At 64.7% G+C, this 16547-nt stretch carries 16 protein-coding genes; 7 read left to right on the top strand and 9 right to left on the bottom strand.

Translation table 11 applies throughout. The features are described 5' to 3' along the window. Positions 1 to 9: 9 nt before the first annotated feature. Positions 10 to 474 carry a DUF5615 family PIN-like protein gene (locus tag CP557_RS01205; RefSeq protein WP_097378226.1) on the top strand — a complete coding sequence of 155 codons (465 nt, stop codon included), beginning with the start codon at positions 10 to 12 and terminating at the stop codon, positions 472 to 474. Between the two features lie 106 nt (positions 475 to 580). Here the strand turns inward: CP557_RS01205 and CP557_RS01200 are convergent, their stop codons facing one another. Continuing rightward, on the bottom strand, positions 581 to 1333 hold the full coding sequence (locus CP557_RS01200; protein ID WP_097381476.1) for a PHP domain-containing protein: 753 nt from the start codon (positions 1331 to 1333) through the stop codon (positions 581 to 583). A 200-nt stretch (positions 1334 to 1533) separates the two neighbouring features. Here CP557_RS01200 and CP557_RS01195 point away from each other — a divergent pair, with 200 nt between their 5' ends. Beyond that, positions 1534 to 1821: a DUF7565 family protein gene (locus tag CP557_RS01195; RefSeq protein WP_097378225.1), complete on the top strand. Its 288-nt coding sequence runs from the start codon at positions 1534 to 1536 to the stop codon at positions 1819 to 1821. A 151-nt stretch (positions 1822 to 1972) separates the two neighbouring features. Here CP557_RS01195 and CP557_RS01190 read toward each other — a convergent pair whose 3' ends face one another. Further along, entirely contained in the window at positions 1973 to 2410 is a 438-nt protein-coding gene (locus CP557_RS01190) for a transcription elongation factor Spt5 (RefSeq protein ID WP_097378224.1), read from the bottom strand. After that, entirely contained in the window at positions 2410 to 2589 is a 180-nt protein-coding gene (locus tag CP557_RS01185; RefSeq protein WP_097378223.1) for a protein translocase SEC61 complex subunit gamma, read from the bottom strand. The genes CP557_RS01190 and CP557_RS01185 overlap by 1 nt, the downstream gene beginning before the upstream one ends. Before the next feature lie 40 nt (positions 2590 to 2629). Here CP557_RS01185 and CP557_RS01180 point away from each other — a divergent pair, with 40 nt between their 5' ends. After that, positions 2630 to 2869, top strand: coding sequence for a hypothetical protein (locus CP557_RS01180; RefSeq protein WP_143824994.1), 240 nt, complete (start codon positions 2630 to 2632; stop codon positions 2867 to 2869). A gap of 39 nt (positions 2870 to 2908) precedes the next feature. Here CP557_RS01180 and CP557_RS01175 read toward each other — a convergent pair whose 3' ends face one another. The 3 genes from CP557_RS01175 to CP557_RS01165 form a co-directional block, all read right to left on the bottom strand. Further along, positions 2909 to 4066 carry a S1C family serine protease gene (locus tag CP557_RS01175; RefSeq protein WP_245852856.1) on the bottom strand — a complete coding sequence of 386 codons (1158 nt, stop codon included), beginning with the start codon at positions 4064 to 4066 and terminating at the stop codon, positions 2909 to 2911. A 103-nt stretch (positions 4067 to 4169) separates the two neighbouring features. After that, positions 4170 to 4823 (bottom strand): bifunctional 4-hydroxy-2-oxoglutarate aldolase/2-dehydro-3-deoxy-phosphogluconate aldolase, encoded by a 654-nt coding sequence (locus tag CP557_RS01170; RefSeq protein WP_097378220.1) that lies wholly within the window; start codon positions 4821 to 4823, stop codon positions 4170 to 4172. A gap of 145 nt (positions 4824 to 4968) precedes the next feature. Further along, positions 4969 to 6027, bottom strand: coding sequence for a TrmB family transcriptional regulator (locus CP557_RS01165; RefSeq protein ID WP_097378219.1), 1059 nt, complete (start codon positions 6025 to 6027; stop codon positions 4969 to 4971). Between the two features lie 190 nt (positions 6028 to 6217). Here CP557_RS01165 and CP557_RS01160 point away from each other — a divergent pair, with 190 nt between their 5' ends. Continuing rightward, positions 6218 to 8260 carry a glycoside hydrolase family 15 protein gene (locus CP557_RS01160; RefSeq protein WP_097378218.1) on the top strand — a complete coding sequence of 681 codons (2043 nt, stop codon included), beginning with the start codon at positions 6218 to 6220 and terminating at the stop codon, positions 8258 to 8260. A gap of 45 nt (positions 8261 to 8305) precedes the next feature. On the opposite strand, the gene CP557_RS01155 is transcribed toward CP557_RS01160, so the two are convergent. Further along, positions 8306 to 9442, bottom strand: coding sequence for an ABC transporter ATP-binding protein (locus tag CP557_RS01155; protein ID WP_097378217.1), 1137 nt, complete (start codon positions 9440 to 9442; stop codon positions 8306 to 8308). A gap of 290 nt (positions 9443 to 9732) precedes the next feature. On the opposite strand from CP557_RS01155, the gene CP557_RS01150 reads away from it, so the two are divergent. The 3 genes from CP557_RS01150 to CP557_RS01140 are packed head-to-tail and all read left to right on the top strand — an operon-like array spanning position 9733 to position 12915. After that, the gene (locus CP557_RS01150; RefSeq protein WP_097378216.1) at positions 9733 to 10953 is read left to right on the top strand and encodes an extracellular solute-binding protein; all 1221 of its coding nucleotides are present in this window, start codon (positions 9733 to 9735) and stop codon (positions 10951 to 10953) included. A gap of 22 nt (positions 10954 to 10975) precedes the next feature. Then, positions 10976 to 12013: a carbohydrate ABC transporter permease gene (locus CP557_RS01145; RefSeq protein WP_097378215.1), complete on the top strand. Its 1038-nt coding sequence runs from the start codon at positions 10976 to 10978 to the stop codon at positions 12011 to 12013. After that, the gene (locus CP557_RS01140) at positions 12013 to 12915 is read left to right on the top strand and encodes a sugar ABC transporter permease (RefSeq protein WP_097378214.1); all 903 of its coding nucleotides are present in this window, start codon (positions 12013 to 12015) and stop codon (positions 12913 to 12915) included. The genes CP557_RS01145 and CP557_RS01140 overlap by 1 nt, the downstream gene beginning before the upstream one ends. 109 nt (positions 12916 to 13024) lie before the next feature. Here the strand turns inward: CP557_RS01140 and CP557_RS01135 are convergent, their stop codons facing one another. Together CP557_RS01135 and CP557_RS01130 are read right to left on the bottom strand one after the other, a co-directional pair. Continuing rightward, complete coding sequence (locus CP557_RS01135) at positions 13025 to 15103, bottom strand: alpha-amylase family glycosyl hydrolase (protein ID WP_097378213.1); 2079 nt, start codon at positions 15101 to 15103, stop codon at positions 13025 to 13027. A gap of 100 nt (positions 15104 to 15203) precedes the next feature. Next, positions 15204 to 16442 (bottom strand): mandelate racemase/muconate lactonizing enzyme family protein, encoded by a 1239-nt coding sequence (locus CP557_RS01130; protein WP_097378212.1) that lies wholly within the window; start codon positions 16440 to 16442, stop codon positions 15204 to 15206. Positions 16443 to 16547: the final 105 nt, after the last annotated feature.

The following is a 16547-nucleotide window of genomic DNA, read 5'->3' as shown; positions in this document are numbered from 1 at the left end:
ACGATCCCGATGCGCCTCCTCGTCGACGTCATGTGTGGCGGGCTCGTCTCCTATCTGCGAATGTGCAACCACGATACCGTCTACGCCGGGGATCGCGGGCTCGAGGCCGACGACGACCTGCTCGCCGTCGCCCGGGACGAGGATCGGACGGTCGTCACGCGTGACGTCGACCTCGCCGGCCGTGCCGAGGACTCGATCCTGCTCGAGTCACGCGAAGTCGAGACGGGGCTCGCGGCGCTCGCCGCCGCGGGAGTCGATCTCTCGCTGGCGGTCGCTCCCGAGTTCTGTGGGCGGTGCAACGGCCCGCTCGAGGCGGTCGCTTCGACGGCGTCGACGCCGGCGTACGCACCCGACCCGGCCGACCGCGAGGTGTGGCGCTGTCGGGACTGCGGACAGTACTTCTGGCGTGGCAGCCACTGGGATCGGGTCGCTGAAACGCTTTCGAGTGCCCGAGAGTCGGCGACGGAGCGGTGACTCGAAACGGCACCGGCGGCAGTCGCCGACGGCCGTTCGTCAAGACGACAGTACGGATCCATACCGCTCGTCGATTGGGGGCGGCGGAGTGAACGGCTCTCGGGCGTTAGTAAACCGCGACGTCGTCGAACCGGCCGTCGTAAGCGATGTGGTGTGGGTGGGTCGGCTCGGTGCCCGAGAGGAAGAGCCGATCGACCTTCTTCCAGGTGTTCTCGTAGGCGAAGTGGCCGAGTTCCATCGCCGTCGTCCGCCAGCGCTCGAGGCCGTTGTCGTAGACGACACGGCGGCCGATCCCGTCCGCGAGCGCGGTCACGATCTCCGCCTCGTTCTCGAGAGCCACGTCGAACCCGGTATGAGCAACGCCGACGGATCGCGGCATGTGTGCGTACGAGGAGGCAAACGGGGGGAGAGAGAGGCCAGCGGTGAGCTTACGCGCGCGACAATTGTTCGTGGGCAGGTGTCGCGGGTTGAAAATTTCGACGGCGTCGACCGTCTCGGCGTACGTCCGCAGGTCCGTCTCGGAGAGGCTCACGTTCGCGAACTCCGGATGGGGGACTACCACTGCCGCGTCCTGGCGGTCGAACTCGGCCATCGCCGCCTCGAGCGGGATGAAATCCGGGACGGGCTCCTCGAGGCCGATCGCGAGGACGTGCTTGCGATTCCGCCAGGAGCCAGTAAAGACCTCGCGACCGGGAAGCACCAGCAACTCCTCGTCGGAGTAGGCCGCGGCTCGCTCGCGGATCTCCGGGAGGCGGGTGAAATGGGGTGCGTAGACGATCGCATCGAGGTTGGCCCGTTTGGCCCGTTCGACGACGCGATCGTCGAGCACCTTCACGTGACAGTCGATTCTGAACGTCACTCCGTCGGTCACGATCACTACTTCCGAGACGGTCGAGTTATGCATTCTGATTTGGCGGCCGCCTCCCAGCAGCCGTCTCGACCGATGACGGCCGTCGGTTCGTCGCCGATTCCCCGCTGGCTGCCGTCCGATCGTATATTCTGGCCGAAACGCGGGCTGCGAAAAGATCATTAGGACGGCCGTTCGAATTCCACTATCGAATGGCCTGGGAATGTGGGATCGACGGCTGTGGCGCAGTCTACGAGGACGTCGAATCGGCCGTGGTCCATCAGGCGACGGAACATCAACGCCGCGAGTGCAAGGTCTGTGGGACCGTCGTTCCCGACGGCTATCTCGCGATTCGGCACGCCTTTACCGAACACAGCCGCGCCGAATACGTCCGTGCCTACGGTGCGAGCTCCGAGGAAGTCCGGGAACGCGAGGAGCTACTCGAGGAAATCGAGTCGGAGGCGAATATGCAAGCGATCGCGACGGAACTGAAAGGATAGCGAGCGCCAGCCCGGTTCGGCGCAGTACCGGTTTCGTCGCCGATGGGACGACTCCGCGTCTGTACTTGGCGACGATTTCGGACATACGGTCGGCTGGCTCGTTACTGTCTGCGAGACCCCCGGTCTCGTACGATTCGCACGGTCCGACGACCTATCGTTCGTCGCTATCGAGCACGCGAATCTGGTCGCCCCGAACCGTGACGGGAATCGGGACCGTCGCCTCGTACAGTTCGACCGTCACCTGATCTTTGCCTTCGTCGATCCGCTGGACCTGCGCTTTTTCGCCTTTGAACGGCCCGGCGATGAGTTCGATGATGTCGCCTTCGGCGATCCCCTCGACGTCGGGCTTCGGCGAGAGGAAGTGTTCGACCTCGGAAATGTCCGACTCGCCGGGGACGATGCTCTGGGCGTGTGGGATGTCCTCGAGCACACGGTTGAGGGCGGCATCGCCGTCGGCCTCGACCATGACGTACGAGGTCAACGAATCGGGTGCGAGCGCGGCGTGAATCTCGGCTTCCTCGCGGTTGATGATCATGTCCGCGACGGTACGTTCCTGGCTCGCCGTCGTTTTGACAGCGAAGATTCCCATTAGATGCCACCACCGCTGGTCAGGAACAGCATGATCGTGCCGATGAGGAATCCGATCAATCCAACCAGGATGATCCCTGCACCGGCGATTTTCGATACCTGGAGGAACTCCTCACTAGTGGGTGTGGTCGCCATTTTCAGCACCCGAACGTACGAGGTGAGGTCGTACGGAACGTCCATATATGTCTATTCACAGCGCGGCGTCTTTTATCTGTCTTTCGTGTCCGTGTGGCAGCCACGTCGACTGCGACGTCGGGCCAGCGTCGACGTCGCACTCGACGACCCCGTGTCCAAACGGCTCGGCGTCGACTCCCCGTCGATGGCCGATGACGACGCCGACGGAGCAATCGAGCACGAAGCGGAACGGGAAGCCGAGATCGAGGACGAACTCGAGCGGATCGATCGCGACCCCGACGAGGTCGATACGGGTGACGACGATCTCGTCGGGGGCACGGCGTGATCACGGCTCGTCAAAATCGAGGGCCGTTCCGTCCGTCGCTCACGGTCCCGCCCCTGGGGGCCGCTCGCGCGGTCGACCACCGATCGGGACACGGGCCCGTTCGGCGTCCGGCCGGGCCGCGAGCGTCAGGTCGACGGACTGGCGTTCGCCGTCCCGAACGATCTCGAGTTCGATCGTCTCGCCGGGTTCGGTCTCGAGTGCGAGATACGACGAGAGCGCCGCCTGGGTCGGGATTGCCTGGCCATCGACGGCGATGATCACGTCCCCACTGCCCGGTCGGTCGGTGCTGGCCGGCTCGAGGACGCCGTCCGCGGGCGCGTCCGGGACGATTTCCAGGACCAGGACGCCGGTCGCCTCCTCGAGATCGACCGTCTCGGCGATCTCCGGCCCGACGGGCTGAACCCCGACGCCCATATAGGCGTGTTCGTACGCGCCGTCGTCGATGAGCGCGGGGACGACCCGGTTCGCGAGCCGCGCCGAGATGGCGAAGCCGATCGTCTGGGAGGCGCCGGCGAAGACGACGCCGAGTACCTCGCCCTCGAGGTTCACGAGGGGGCCGCCGCTGTTGCCGGCGTTGACGGCCGCATCGGTCTGGATGGCAGCCGGAATCGAGAACCCGGTCGGGCTTGGCAACGACCGGTCGATTCCACTGACGATCCCCTGAGAGATCGAGGCGTTGAACCCAAGCGGGTTGCCGAGGGTCAACACCTCCTGTCCGATCACCGCACCGGACTCGACGAACGAGAGCCCAGCGGCGATCTCCGGCATATCGTCGACTTCCAGGACGGCGAGATCGCTGTAGACGTCCGTGCCGACGATCGACGCGGTTCGCCACTCCTGATTGCGAAACTGAATTTCGATGCCGTCCTCGGGGGCGGTCTGGACGACGTGGTTGTTCGTCACGATGTGCTGGTCGTCGACGGCGAACCCGGATCCGAGTCCGCCACCGCCACCGGGACCGGGGCCGCCCGTCCCGGCGACGGTGACGAGGACGACCGAGTCGATCGTCTCCTGGTAGACGGTCGAATACTGGCTCTCGAGTTGATCGGGTCCCCGTTCGTCCGGCGTCGTCTCGTTCGAACTCGCGTCGTCGTTCTGTGCACCGCCGGTTATGACACTGCCGAGACCGAACGCTGTCGCGGCCCCGGCGGCGGTCAATAGCCGTCTGCGAGAACAGTGGTCGGGATCTGGCGTCACGCCAGATCCCACTTCGATGAGGTGGATAAAACGGTAACCAGCATGGGCAGCGATCGAACCCGTTCCCACGGACTGCCGGGTTGTGCCGGTCGAGAACGGGACGTCAGTTCTCGCGTGCCGACTCGACCGCGTCGACGAACGACGCGGCCGTCTCTCGGACCTGCGCCATATCGCCGTCGGTGACGGCCGCATCGTCGATGATCGCACCGCCCGCACCGACTGCCGCCGCGCCGGCGTCGAAGAAGTCGGCGACGTTGTCCCGCGAGACGCCGCCCGTCGGAACGACGTCGACGTCGCCCAGCGGCCCCGCGAGCGCGCCGATGTGGCTGGGTCCGACCGTCGACGCGGGAAACAGTTTGAGGAGATCCGCGCCGGCTTCCATCGCCGTCACGGCCTCCGTGGGGGTCATGACCCCAGGCGCGACGAGGACCCCGTGTCGGTTGCAGGTCCGCACGACGTCGGCGTCGACGTGTGGCGAGACGACGAACGATGCGCCCGCGTCGATCATGGACTGAGCGCTCGAGGCGTCGAGGACGGTCCCCGCGCCGACGACGGCGTCGGTGTCGGCGAGTTCCCGGTCGACGGCCGCGAGTTGTTCGGCCGCGCGCGTTCCATCCGCCGTGATCTCGAGCGCGTCGACGCCGGCGTCGTGAATCGCGCGTGCGACCGGCACGATCCGCTCCTCGTCGACACCGCGAAGGACGGCGATAACGCCGCCTTCGACGATCCGGTCCCGGACAGTTCGTTTCTCGATCATGCGGCTGCCCCGCCCCCAGTGGTCGTTGTTCGACGCCCGTGTGCGAACCGTGCGTGCTTCGACAGGATGTACATTACAGAGAGGACTGCGCACCCCGAGTTCAAGAAATTTACTCACAATAGAGACAATCGAGGATACCGACGCGTCAGTCCTCGAGCTTGCGGATAGTGACCGACTGGGCCTCGTAATCCTCGAGGAACGCGCCGGTGCCGCCGACGGTGTAGCGCTCGCCGTCGACCTCGAGTTCAAACGCGTTCTCGATCGGGAGCGTCGAGGTGACCGGCCGGACGAGACTCTGTCGAACGTCGACGACCTCGCCGGTGAGCGACGACGGGAGGTCGGCGTCGCCGACCGGTGAGCCGGTAACCGACGCCTCGATGCGGGTGTCCGTCGCCCGATAGAGCGCGATCTGGAAGACCGCGCTCCGGAATCCCTCGTACGTACAGGGAAGGTCGTTGGGAGTCGTGACGTACCGTTCCTCGGCAGTCGGCCAGTAGTTCGCCAGGAAGGAGCCGGCGAGGACGGGAACGAGTTGCTCCTGGGTGAGTGCGATCGCCCGCGTGTCGCTCGTGGCGGTCGTGAGTATCTTGCTGGGTGCGAGCAGCCCGTGTTGGCCGTCGACCGTCAACATCGTCGGGACGAGCGCGTCCCAGGTACGGACCGTACTGGCCGTTCCGGCCAGCGAGGCGATGTCCTGGTCCCCCTCCGTCGCACCTAACAGGAGGAGGACGAGCACGCCCCGCTCGACCGTGGCTTCGAGCGTCGACCGGATCTGCGGGAGCACCGCGGCGGGCAGGGAAAGCGTCACTTCCGTTTCGGCCCCGGCCAGCAGGTTCTCGAGTCGCTTGAGTACCGTCTGCCGGGATTTGATCACCTCGAACTGTTCGTCGGCGCGTTCGGTCGCCGTATACCGCGATTGCAGCTCCGGCTCGATCTCGTCGATGCTATCAGTGAGCCGACCGACGACCGTGTCGGGCTGGACGGGGCGAATGACCGTCGGGACCGAGTGGTCGTCGACCTCGACGAAGCCACGCTCCTCGAGCTCTTCGCTGATGCTGTAGACGTAGCGCTTCGAGACGTCGGCGGCGTCGGCGATGGTACTCGCTTTCGATTCCCCGTGATCGAGAATCGCGAGGTAGGTGTCAGTTTCCTTCTCGGAGAGCCCGAATCGCTCGAGCAGTGCCGCAAGCTCGTCGTCGTCCATGTGTATCCAGTACGTCACAGATCGAGCGGTCGATGTAAAGTATGCACGGTCCGGCCGCCGCCTGCGAACGGATCGGCGACCGCTGGACGGGATCCGGTCGCTGGGCACCGCCCCGTCCCGCGCTACGTCTGCAAAGTGGGAATACATTTTTCAACAAAGTTTATTGGCCCCCGAGTGGAGTGTAAGAACGATGGAACTACACGGCGCCCTCAATGACTTCAAACGGTCACAGGGAGACCCACGGCGGTTTCCCGGTGAGCGCAGATCCACGGCGGGACTCTTCTCGGGACTCGACGAGCGTCTCGTCCACGTCGCCGCCGACGGATCGATCAGGGACTACTCCTATCCGCTCTCGGGGCTGTCCGGCATCGACCGTTCCCGCTTCGGGCTCGAAACGGATGGGGACGTTCGCTGGTTCGACGACAGCTGTGAACAACGGTACCTCGCGAACACCGCGATCGTCGAAACGGCCCACACCGTCGGCGACTCGAGCTGTATGCAGTACGACGTCACGATCGGGCGGCTCCATCTGACTCATTTCGTCCTCGAGGAGGATGCCGGGATTTCCGGCGACGTCACGCTCCATGCCTGCCTAGGGTTCGCTCCGGAGGGGCGAGCCGGACGGGTCGGTCAGCTCTGGCACGACGACGCCGTCGAGGTCCACCACGACACCGAGCGGGATTTCCTCGCGGCCTCGACCGGCCTCACCGTGAGCGGGCAGGTCCCCGAGCGATTCGCGGAGCTCCTCGCGGCGGAGCCGACCGAGTTCCCCCGATCGCCGGCGGACGACCGCTACGAGGAAGCCCGGCTCAGTCCGACCGCGATGGCCGAAATCGAGCTTGTCGGCTCGGCCCCGAGCGCGACCGTCGCGACGTTGCTCTCGGACGACGGCGACCGAGCCGACACGCTAGAGCGCATCCGGACCAGCGTCGCCGAACACGCTGATCTCGAGGCCGTGCTCGCGGCGGGTCGCGAACAGGCTACGGATCAGTTGCCCGTTCCGGATCACGGCATCGAAGATGGGACCTCGGATCTCCGCGCGCTCGCGTTGTTACGGGCGCCGACGGGGGCACGGATGGCCGGCCCCGAGTTCGACCCGTTCTACCGGTATTCCGGCGGCTACGGCTACACCTGGTTCCGAGACGATGCGGAGATATCGCGGTTCCTACTGGAGACCGATCGGCGGCTGGAACTCGGGCTCGGGTCGTGGCACGCGAAGAGCGCCCGTTTCTACGCCGAAACGCAGTTGGCCGACGGGACCTGGCCACACCGAGTGTGGCCACACAGCGGCCGGCTCGCACCCGGCTGGGCACACGGCCGGGTCGAAAACGGCGAGTCGGCGGAGTATCAGGCCGACCAGACCGCGAGCGTGGCGGCGTTTCTCGCGACGTATCTCCGTCACGTCGATCCCGATGACGAACTGATTCGAGAGACGCTCGCGGCCGCGGTCGACGGCCTGGACGCGTCGCTCGCCGCTGACGGCCTCCCCGAACGCGTCCAGAACGCCTGGGAGAACATGACCGGACGGTTCACACACACCTCGGCGACGTTCCTCGAGGCCTACGCGGCGATCGCGCGAGCACCGGTCGACGAGGCGCTCGCGGCGCGGGCCCGAGAGCGTGCCCGAACGGTCTACGAGGCCCTCGACGACCTCTGGGTGCCCGAACGCGGGAGCTACGCGATGCGGATCGAGGACGGCGAGGTCGACGACCGACTCGACGGGAGTACGCTGGCGCTGGCGTCGGCCCACACGGAATACGACGCACTCGAGGGCGTCGAGGACGACCGGCTCGATCGGCTCGTTTCCCACGTCGAAACGACCATCGACGGGCTCTATCGGAACCCGGAGGGGTCAGTCGAGGGGCTCGCTCGCTTCGAGGGAGACCCCTGGCGCGGACGCGAACAGGAGGGCGAAAAGATCTGGACGGTGACGACGGCCTGGGGCGCCCACGCCGCGATCGAACTCCGTGACGTACTGGCCGCAAACGACCGGGAGGAAGCCGAGACGTTCGACGATCGCGGTCGGTCCCTGCTGGAACTGGTCGGCCCCGACGGCCCGCTTCGCCGGGCCGGGGGCTACCTCCCCGAACAGGTGTTCGACGACGGCACGGCCGACAGCGCGACGCCGCTGGGATGGCCCCACGCGATCCGGCTCGCGACGGCGAGCGCACTCGCGGAGACGGGGCCACTGACGCGTCCCGACGACGAGGAGCGTGTGCCGGTGCGGGACTAACGGATCTCGATTGCTTCGGAACGGAAACCGGGCGTCGACGCCGGATCAGGTCGTGGCTGGCGGCGCGTTGCGTTCGTGAGAGACGACGTTACGACCGGTTTCGGAGTCGAACAGGTGAACGTCCGACTCGTCGAACGTGAGCGAGACCCGATCGCCCGGCTCGAGGTCGACGTCCGAGTCGACGCGGGCGATGAACTCGCTGCTCAGGTCGAGATGGAGGAAGTTGTCGGAGCCGACCGGTTCGACAACGTCGATGGTCGCCGTGATCGAGTTGGCTGCACCCCGGTCCGCGATCCTGACGTTTTCCGGGCGGACACCGAGCGTATACCGACTCGACTGGAGTCCCTCCTCGTGGCTGTCGACGTACGCCGCCGAGAGTTCGAACTCGAACCCGCCGTCGGGACCGGTCAAGCGGAGTCGGTCACCCTTCGGTTCGACGGCGACCTCGAGGAAGTTCATCGACGGCGAGCCGACGAAGCCGGCGACGAACTCGTTGACCGGGTTCTCGTAAACGTCGGTTGGCTTCCCCTGTTGCTGGAGTTTTCCGCCATCGAGGATGACGATTCGATCGCCCATCGTCATCGCCTCGTGTTGATCGTGCGTGACGTAGACGGCGGTGATCCCGAGTTCGTTTTGCAACCGCTGGATCTCGGCGCGCATACTCGTCCGGAGTTTGGCGTCGAGGTTGCTGAGTGGCTCGTCGAACAGGAACAGATCGGGTTCCCTGACGATCGCTCGCCCGAGCGCCACCCGCTGTTTCTGACCGCCCGACAGCTCGTCCGGTTTGTCCTCGAGGAGCTCCTCGATGTCCATCATCTCGGCCGTTTCGACGACCCGCTGCTCGCGCTCGGACTCGCTCAAGTCGGTACTCATCCGGAGCCCGAACGCCATGTTCTCGAAGACGGTTTTGTGAGGATAGAGTGCGTAATTCTGGAACACCATCGCGACGTCGCGATCCTTCGCGTGGACGTCCGTAACGTCTTCGTCGCCGATCCGAATTCGTCCGGACGTCGGTTGCTCGAGGCCGGAGAACATCCGAAGCGTCGTCGTTTTCCCACAGCCCGACGGGCCGACTACGGTCACGAACTCGCCGTCCTCGATCTCGAGGTCGAGGTCGTCGACGGCGACGACCGACCCGGCGTCGTATTCCTTCCGCAGCGATTCGACCGTTACTCGTGCCATTTTCGTGTCCGTTCGGTTAGGCGACGTATAATCTTTTCCCAAAAGATAGAATTTGGGAAGTAATATTACACCAAATATATCGGCTATTGTCTTTTCGTCCGAATGCGCGACAGGACGGGAGGCGGCAGACACGTCGAAGAGTCAGTTCGACACAGGCCCGTACATCGAGCGAGAGGCCCTGAAACGACGATAGAAGCCGATAAACATCGATACACGGTATGCGTTCCCCCTCTGACGGGGCAGCATCCTAACAATTAAATATATGAAGATATTATTCATCACTGTTTGCCATGACACTGTATCGCAGGAACGCACTCAAGGGGATCGGCGGGGTTACAACGTCGCTAACACTCGCGGGATGTCTCGGCGGACTGCTCGGTGGCGGTGACCAGGGGACGACCCTCTGGAACGAGTTCACGGAAGGCGAGCAGGAAACCCTCGACAAACACCTCGAGACGTTCAACGAGGGGCGGGACGACGAACTCCAGTCCGAGAACCTCTCCGATCTGGAAGGACAACTCAAGACGGCCATCCCGGCAGGGAACGGCCCGCACACCTTCCCATGGGCCCACGACCGGATCGGGAAGTATCAGAGCCAGGATTTCCTCTACGACGCGGCGAAGGATGTCGACCTCGACCTCGAGGGAACGTTCACCGAAAACGCTGCAGCGGCAGTTCAGTGGGATGACGGCGTCTACGGCCTCCCCTACGGGTCCGAGACGGTGTCACTCATGTACAATCCGGATCTGGTCGAGGAACCGCCGGAAACGGTCTCGGAGATGGTCGACATCATGGACGAGCACCACGAACCCGAAAACAGCACGTGGGGGCTCTCCTGTCCGCCGACGACGGGCTACTTCGTGAGCGCGTTCTTGCAGGCCTTCGGCGGAAACATCTACGATGAAGAGAACCGGGACGTCGGTATCGAGTCGGACGCGTTCATCGAAGGACTCGAACTCCTCGAGAACACCGTCTGGGAGTACGTCGCAGACGATACCACGTACGGTGGACAGATGCCGCCGTTCGCCGACGGCAACGCGCCGTTCGCGATCAACGGTCCGTGGCAGGTCAGTGGCTTCCGCGACAGTGGCGTCGACGCTACTGTCGCACCACTTCCCGAGGTCGACGGTGGCAGTCTCACGCCGTACACGGGCGTGCAGACGTGGTACTTCACGTCGGAACTCGACGGTGCGGAGGAGGCGGCGTTCGATACGACCATGGAGTGGGCGGAGTGGTACGCGACCAGCGAGGACGTCATCATGGACAACGCAACCGAACACGGCCTGATTCCCGTTCACCAGGAGTACACCGGCTCCGACGATCTCGGCGAGGACGTCGCAATGTTTGCCGAAAGCGTCGATATGGGGACGCCGATGCCGGTCGATCCGCGAGTGAACCAGGCGTTCTGGACCACGTTCGAGAGCGGACTCGAGAAGGTCTTCAACGATCAGGCGGGTGCCAAAGAAGCGATGACGTCGGCCGCCGAAGAGATCCGCAGCCGCTGGGACTAACCGCGCTCAATAGCTTCACTCCATGTCAACGTCATCATTCCTCAAACGCGTGTCCGAACGGGGTCAACAGCGGCTTCCCGGCGACGCGACGGAGATCGATCTGTTCGGCCTTCTCCTCGTGTTGCCCGGCGTCGTCCTGTTTGGCTCGTTCATGCTGTTCCCCATCACCTTCCTGATCTACCTGTCGCTGACCGACGCGACCCACGCCGGAACAGTCATCGGGGGCGGCTCGAGCGTGATCGGACTCGAAAACTACAAGCAACTCTATTCGGATTCGCAGTTCTGGACCTCGTTTGGAACCACCTGGTTGTTCGTCGGCGTGAGTCTGGTCGTCAAGATCGCGCTCTCGCTCGGGCTGGCGATGGTCCTCACGCACGCTCGCGTGGTGGGCAAGCGATTCATGCGGGCCGTCGTCATCGTCCCGATGGGGTTCCCGACGGTCTTTACGATCACGGTCTGGAAAGGGCTGTTCAGCGGTGCTCGGTTCGGCCCGCTGAACCAGTTGCTCGATTATTACAATAGTGCCATCACGGGTCTCGTGAGCGCGATCGATACGGTCGTCGTTTTCGCGACGATCAACGCGCCCGAACTACTACTCGCCGACGTCCCGGTCGGGTGGCTCACCAGCGGTCGATGGAGCGCGTTCCTCGCGTACGTCACGACGGAAGTCTGGCTAGCATACCCGTTCATGGTGATCATAATCGTGAGCGCGCTTCAGGACGTCCCGGCGGAGCTCCACGATGCGGCGAAGGTCGACGGTGCGGGCTACCTCCATAGATTCCGGCACGTCACGCTCCCGTCGATCAAGCGCCCGGTCATGTTCGGCTCGATCCTGACCGCTGCGACGTCGTTTCAACAGTTCCTCGTCCCGTGGATCTTCAACAAGGGCGGCCCCTCTCGCCAGAACGAACTCATCCTCGTCTACGGCTACCGTGAGGCGACCGCCCTCGACGAGTACGCCTTCGGCTCCGCGATCATGGTGACTGCTATCGCGTTCATCGGCCTGTTCATGTGGCTCGCGGTGAGGAAAGGCGACCTCGCCGAAGGGGTGAACGCGTAATGACATCGTCCGAAACCGAGACGCAGGTCGACGAGCAGATCGGGAGTAACGGTCGAGACCTGAGAGATACCGCGAAGACGATCGCCGCAAGCGGCGGAGCGATCGGCATCCTGGTAGTGCTCATGTTCCCCATCTACTGGGTCTTCACCGCGTCGCTCTCCCAGGGATCGGGACTGATGAGTACCGAGGGCATCTTCGCCGATCCGTCCAGCTACAACCTCGAGGCCTATCGGTGGGTCCTCTTCGAGTCGGCGTTCCAGGACGCGCTCGTCAACAGCCTGGTCGTCGTCTTCGTCACGGTCAGCGTGTCGATGTCGGTCGTCATCCCGGGTGCGTACGCACTCTCGCGACGCGACTTCCTCGGCCGCGAGAAGATCCTCTACGGCTACGTCCTGTTCACACAGGTCGGTGCTGGCCTCTCGATCGCGACGTTGATCGCGCTGTACGCGCTGTTCGTTAATCTCGGACTGAGCAACAACCTTCTCGTACTCGGTCTGTTCTACGCAGCCGGGGCGATCCCGTTCAACACGTGGTTGCTCAAGACGTTCATGGACAACATCCCGGTCTCCTACGAGGAGGCCGCGATCGTCGACGGCGCCGGCCGGTGGGACGTCATTCGGGAAGTGATCCTGCCGCTGTCGAAACCCGGTATCGCAGTCGTGCTCGTCTTCACCTTCCTGGCGGGGTGGAACGAGTTCATCATCGCACAGACGCTACTCCGGCCGAACAATTACACGCTGGCGGTCGAACTGTTCTCGCTCGCGCAATCCGGCCGGTTCGAAACGCCGTGGACCCAGTTCTCGGCGTTCGCGCTCCTGTTTGCCTCCCCGGTCGCGATCATCTACTTCTTCGCACAGAATTACGTCGAGAGCGGCCTCTCCTTCGGCGGCATGGAGGGCTGAGGACGCTTTCGAGCGGTCATTTCGTTCGCAACTAGTCGTTACCGCAACTCGCCAGCGATGCCGAGACGTCGGGTGCCGTCCCGACCGTTCGACGGCTGTAGATCGGCGTTCAATGGCTCCCGTCGCTCTCGAGGACGACTACGGTCTCGACCGAGAGCGACCGCTGTCCGTCGACACCGTCACCCACGTTCGACCCAGTCAGAAGGTCGGTTTCGACGACAGGTTCGTCGATCTCGACCGTTGCGGTCCCCGCTCCGAAGTGAAGCGCCACGACGAGGCGGCGACCGCTTTCGGGGTCCCGCCGAGCGAACGCGACGGCGGCGTCGGTGTCCACGTCATAGGGAATCCGCTCGAGTTCCGCCCCGGCTTGCAGCGCTGGATCGGTTTTCCGAAGGTCGATGAGTCGCTCGTAGTGCTCGAGCAGTTCCTCGTCGAACGCGTCCCAGTTCATCGGGTCGCGTCGTCCCGTGACGCCGGTTTCCTGTCCGTAGTAGAGCATCGGTGAGCCGGGGAGTGTGAAGGTCACAGCGCCCGCGGCCAGTTGCGCCGCCCGTCCGTGCTCGGCGAGATAGCGATCGGTGTCGTGGTTCTCGACGTACAGCAACCACTGCGAGTCGGGGTGGGAACCGCGGCGCTGCCGGTTCTCGACCGCCTCGAGGATCGCGTCGGCGGTCGTCGTATCCAGCCCGGCCGCGGAGTCGGTAAACTCGTCGGCGACCGCGTCCTCCTCGGTCGCTGTCGCCTCGTCGGCAGGGTCGTCCGTCCCGTCGCTCGTGCGCGAGTCGTCGGCACGACCGTCAGCGAACGATTCACCCAACTGCTCGAGCGTGTCGTGGAGGACGTCGTCGTGATGCATGTGGAATCGGCCGCCACCCATCTCGGTATCGGAGGGCAGCGTCTCGTCCAGGAGAAAGAACTCGCTATCGCTGCCGCCGACCCGGTCGTACACCTCGGTCCAGAAGCTCAAGGGCACGCCCCAGGCGACGTCGGCCCGAAACCCGTCGACTTTGTCGGCCCAGAAGTCCACGACTTCCAGCAGGTACGCTCGGACCTCGGGATTGCCGTAGTTCAGGTTCGGAATGCCGTCCCAGCCGAAGTAGGTATCCGCGTCCCGCTCGTCGAAATCCTCCCAGCGGTACCAGTCTCGATATCGGTCGTGATCGGGATGCGTCTCGTCGACTGCGGCCTCGTAGAACGGATGCGTATCCGCCGTGTGGTTGATCACGAGGTCAAAGACGACGCGGATACCCCGGTCGTGGCAGGCGTCGACCAGCGCCTCGAGGTCGGCCATCGTCCCGAGATCCGGGTCGACGCTGTAGTAGTCGGTCGTGTTGTAGCCGTGTGGGCCACCGAACTCCATCGGCGTTCCGAACCCGCTTTCGGCCTCGAGAAACGGTGTCAACCAGAGGACGTCGATCCCGAGGCGCTCGAGGTGATCGAGTCGATCCGCGATCGTCTCGAACGTGGGATCGTCCCGATCCGGGAACCGGCGCGTGAAAATCTCGTAGACGACCGAGTTGACGGCCCACTCGGGCGGTTCGAACGGGTGGACGACGCTGACCGTTGCCTCCGTCCCCTCGCCGTCGGGGACCAGTTCGACCGCATCCGGAACGGAGTGTCGCTCGTCTACGGCGACGGCGTAGACGCGGGTCGGTTCGTCGATCGCGCTGACGGGAATCGTGCCGTCGGCCTCGAGGACGTCCTCGTTCCGGTCGTCGACGTAGAACTCGATATCTGGGTTGCCGTCGCCGACGACGCTCGCGGTCGCCGAGAGGTGTACCCGGCCGTCCGCGACCGTCGCGTCGAGTTCGACCTGCGGTCGGGGCGCGTCGTCGTCCGGCTCGGGAAACGCGCGAACCGCCAGTTCGTGCGTTCCGTCGGGGGCCTCGAGCGCGAGCGTGTACTCGCCCGGCACGTCCGGTTCGAACTCGGCGACCGGGCCGTCGGTCGGTGTCGCCGTCGAGTCCGCGGGCGAATCGAGCACCGTCCAGTCGTACGTGGCGTCGCCGTCGGGATTCCACGGCGCGAGGTCGTCGCGCGCCTCCATCTCGTTTCCGGTCGGGTCGACGATACCTTCGTCGACGGTGACGAACCGCGGCGGCCCGGGGTGGTGTGAGCCGTCGCCGCTCTCGAGTCGAGGAGTGGAGTCGGGTTCGCCGCCGTCTGCACAGAGCCGTCGCCAGTCCATGGAATAGCTTCCGGCTCGGAAACTAAATGTGTGGTGTATTGGTACACCACGATTCCCGGACGACGACCGACCGTGCTGTCGGCCGCAGTGAGCGCTCCGCCTACGCCTCGTCGAAGAGCTCCTCGCCTTCGACCATGTGGTCCTCGACGGCGTCCATGTCGAGGGTGACGCCCAGACCGGGGTCCTCGGGGATCTCGATGTAGCCGTCCTCGATGACGTCCTCCTCGACGAGGTCCTCCCACCAGCCGAGTTCGTAGGAGTGGTATTCCACCGCAAGCGAGTTCGGGATCGCTGCGCCGACGTGGGCGCTGGCGACCGTCGCGACCGGCGAGGCGACGTTGTGCATCGCGACCGGGACGTAGTACATATCGGCGAGGTCGGCGATCTTCCGCGTCTCGCGCATGCCGCCGACCTTGGGCATGTCCGGCGCGATCATGTCGACGGCCTGCTCCTCGAGCAGGCGGCGCTGGCCGTGCTTGCGGTAGACGTTCTCGCCGACGGTGATCGGCGTCGACGTCGACTGTGTGACCTCCCGCTGGACGTCGTGGTTCTCCGGCGGCACGGGGTCCTCGAGCCACCAGACGTCGTACTCCTCGAGTCGCTTCGCGAGACGCTTCGCGCTGCCGCCGGAGAACGTCCAGTGACAGTCGAAGGCGACGTCCGCACGGTCACCGACGCGCTCGGTGACTTTTTCGACGATCGCAGCCTTGTGTTCGATCTCGGGATTCCGGAGGTGACGGTTCGCGCGGTCCTTCTCGTGACCGCTCGGCACGTCGAGGTCGAATTTCAGGGCGTCGTAGCCCAGTTCTTCGACGACGCGCTCGGCCTCGTCGGCGCAGGCCTCGGGATCGGCCTCTTCCTCGGTGTGGCAGTCGCAGTAGACCCGCATCTCGTCGCGGTACTTGCCACCGAGCAGCTGGTAGGCCGGCACCTCGAGGATCTTGCCGGCGAGGTCGTGGAGTGCGACCTCGATCCCCGAAATCGCGGTGACGGTGACGCCGCCGATCGAGCCCTCGCCGGACATCTTCTGGACGAGGTGTTCGGTCAACCGGTCGATGTCCAGCGGGTTCTCGCCCTGCAGGAACGGCGTCATCCGTTCGATGAGTTCCGGCGCGCCGGCCCCCCAGTAGGCCTCCCCGGTGCCGACGATCCCCGCGTCCGTGTAGATCCGCACGAGCGTCCACGGGAAGTTGCCGTCGACCATCGTCGTCTGGACGTCCGTGATCTCGACGTCCCGGCCACCGCCACGCTCGCGAGTGACCCCCATCGTCTCTGCCGAGAGGTCTCGCATCGTGTACTCGGCGTTCGGATCGTGCAGCTGTGAGTAGTCGACTCCCATGGATAGACATTCACTCCAATGGTAGTAATAGTTTCTACCTCCCGTGGACGCGGTACCGGTGTCGTCGCTGGTCGGAACATCGGACCCGAGACGAATGAAGCCGTT

Origin of the sequence: Natrinema ejinorense (genome assembly GCF_002494345.1) — an archaeon.
Lineage (GTDB): Archaea > Halobacteriota > Halobacteria > Halobacteriales > Natrialbaceae > Natrinema > Natrinema longum.
The sequence above is the reverse complement of the archived record's forward strand: the minus strand, read 5'-3'. Positions and strand labels throughout refer to the sequence as shown.

What these genes read in the sequence shown, in the direction of transcription:
- CP557_RS01140 (WP_097378214.1), top strand. Translation starts at nt 12,013, where the DNA reads ATGACATCGTCCGAAACCGAGACGCAGGTCGACGAGCAGATCGGGAGT.
- CP557_RS01170 (WP_097378220.1), bottom strand. Translation starts at nt 4,823, where the DNA reads ATGATCGAGAAACGAACTGTCCGGGACCGGATCGTCGAAGGCGGCGTT.
- CP557_RS01150 (WP_097378216.1), top strand. Translation starts at nt 9,733, where the DNA reads ATGACACTGTATCGCAGGAACGCACTCAAGGGGATCGGCGGGGTTACA.
- CP557_RS01130 (WP_097378212.1), bottom strand. Translation starts at nt 16,442, where the DNA reads ATGGGAGTCGACTACTCACAGCTGCACGATCCGAACGCCGAGTACACG.
- CP557_RS01205 (WP_097378226.1), top strand. Translation starts at nt 10, where the DNA reads ATGCGCCTCCTCGTCGACGTCATGTGTGGCGGGCTCGTCTCCTATCTG.
- CP557_RS01135 (WP_097378213.1), bottom strand. Translation starts at nt 15,103, where the DNA reads ATGGACTGGCGACGGCTCTGTGCAGACGGCGGCGAACCCGACTCCACT.
- CP557_RS01145 (WP_097378215.1), top strand. Translation starts at nt 10,976, where the DNA reads ATGTCAACGTCATCATTCCTCAAACGCGTGTCCGAACGGGGTCAACAG.
- CP557_RS01195 (WP_097378225.1), top strand. Translation starts at nt 1,534, where the DNA reads ATGGCCTGGGAATGTGGGATCGACGGCTGTGGCGCAGTCTACGAGGAC.
- CP557_RS01190 (WP_097378224.1), bottom strand. Translation starts at nt 2,410, where the DNA reads ATGGGAATCTTCGCTGTCAAAACGACGGCGAGCCAGGAACGTACCGTC.
- CP557_RS01160 (WP_097378218.1), top strand. Translation starts at nt 6,218, where the DNA reads ATGGAACTACACGGCGCCCTCAATGACTTCAAACGGTCACAGGGAGAC.
- CP557_RS01165 (WP_097378219.1), bottom strand. Translation starts at nt 6,027, where the DNA reads ATGGACGACGACGAGCTTGCGGCACTGCTCGAGCGATTCGGGCTCTCC.
- CP557_RS01155 (WP_097378217.1), bottom strand. Translation starts at nt 9,442, where the DNA reads ATGGCACGAGTAACGGTCGAATCGCTGCGGAAGGAATACGACGCCGGG.
- CP557_RS01185 (WP_097378223.1), bottom strand. Translation starts at nt 2,589, where the DNA reads ATGGACGTTCCGTACGACCTCACCTCGTACGTTCGGGTGCTGAAAATG.